At 57.1% G+C, this 1,844-nt stretch carries 1 rRNA gene; it reads left to right on the plus strand.

Annotated elements, in window-relative coordinates:
• A 23S ribosomal RNA gene (locus ACIQOV_RS39755) occupies window positions 1–1,842 on the plus strand; the annotation flags it as partial.
• Window positions 1,843–1,844 lie beyond the last annotated feature (2 nt).

Raw genomic sequence — 1,844 nt, forward strand, 5'->3', positions numbered from 1 at the left:
AGGGCCAACGCCTGCTGTGATGGGTAGGGGAGCGTCGTGTGCCGGGTGAAGCGGCGGTGGAAACCAGTCGTGGACGGTATACGAGTGAGAATGCAGGCATGAGTAGCGATACAAGAGTGGGAAACTCTTGCGCCGATTGACCAAGGGTTCCTGGGTCAAGCTGATCTGCCCAGGGTAAGTCGGGACCTAAGGCGAGGCCGACAGGCGTAGTCGATGGACAACGGGTTGATATTCCCGTACCCGCTTTGAAGCGCCAACGCTGAACCTCTTGATGCTAAGCCCGTGAAGCCGTCCTGGAGCCTTCGGGCAAAGGGAAGTGGTGGAGCCGGTGACCCAACGGGGTAGTAGGTGAGCGATGGGGTGACGCAGGAAGGTAGTCCAGCCCGGGCGGTGGTTGTCCCGGGGTAAGGGTGTAGGCCGAGTGATAGGCAAATCCGTCACTCATTGAGGCTGAGACCTGATGCCGAGCCGATTGTGGTGAAGTGGATGATCCTATGCTGTCGAGAAAAGCCTCTAGCGAGTTTCATGGCGGCCCGTACCCCAAACCGACTCAGGTGGTCAGGTAGAGAATACCGAGGCGTTCGGGTGAACTATGGTTAAGGAACTCGGCAAAATGCCCCCGTAACTTCGGGAGAAGGGGGGCCATTCCTGGTGACGAGTCTTGCACTCCGAGCTGGGGGTGGCCGCAGAGACCAGCGAGAAGCGACTGTTTACTAAAAACACAGGTCCGTGCGAAGCCGTAAGGCGATGTATACGGACTGACGCCTGCCCGGTGCTGGAACGTTAAGGGGACCGGTTAGCTTGGATTCGTCCGGGCGAAGCTGAGAACTTAAGCGCCAGTAAACGGCGGTGGTAACTATAACCATCCTAAGGTAGCGAAATTCCTTGTCGGGTAAGTTCCGACCTGCACGAATGGCGTAACGACTTCTCGACTGTCTCAACCATAGGCCCGGTGAAATTGCATTACGAGTAAAGATGCTCGTTTCGCGCAGCAGGACGGAAAGACCCCGGGACCTTTACTATAGCTTGATATTGGTGTTCGGTTCGGCTTGTGTAGGATAGGTGGGAGACTTTGAAGCCTTGACGCCAGTCTTGGTGGAGTCGTCGTTGAAATACCACTCTGGTCGTGCTGGATGTCTAACCTGGGTCCGTGATCCGGATCAGGGACAGTGTCTGGTGGGTAGTTTAACTGGGGCGGTTGCCTCCTAAAGAGTAACGGAGGCGCCCAAAGGTTCCCTCAGCCTGGTTGGCAATCAGGTGTTGAGTGTAAGTGCACAAGGGAGCTTGACTGTGAGACTGACGGGTCGAGCAGGTACGAAAGTAGGGACTAGTGATCCGGCGGTGGCTTGTGGAAGCGCCGTCGCTCAACGGATAAAAGGTACCCCGGGGATAACAGGCTGATCTTCCCCAAGAGTCCATATCGACGGGATGGTTTGGCACCTCGATGTCGGCTCGTCGCATCCTGGGGCTGGAGTAGGTCCCAAGGGTTGGGCTGTTCGCCCATTAAAGCGGTACGCGAGCTGGGTTTAGAACGTCGTGAGACAGTTCGGTCCCTATCCGCTGTGCGCGTAGGAGTGTTGAGAAGGGCTGTCCCTAGTACGAGAGGACCGGGACGGACGAACCTCTGGTGTGCCAGTTGTCCTGCCAAGGGCATGGCTGGTTGGCTACGTTCGGGAGGGATAACCGCTGAAAGCATCTAAGCGGGAAGCCTGCTTCGAGATGAGCACTCCCACCTCCTTGAGAGGGTAAGGCTCCCAGTAGACGACTGGGTTGATAGGCCGGATATGGAAGCCCTGTGAGGGGTGGAGTTGACCGGTACTAATAGGCCGAGGGCTTGTCCTCAG

Origin of the sequence: Kitasatospora sp. NPDC091257 (assembly GCF_044757675.1) — a bacterium.
Lineage (GTDB): Bacteria > Actinomycetota > Actinomycetes > Streptomycetales > Streptomycetaceae > Kitasatospora > Kitasatospora lactacystinica.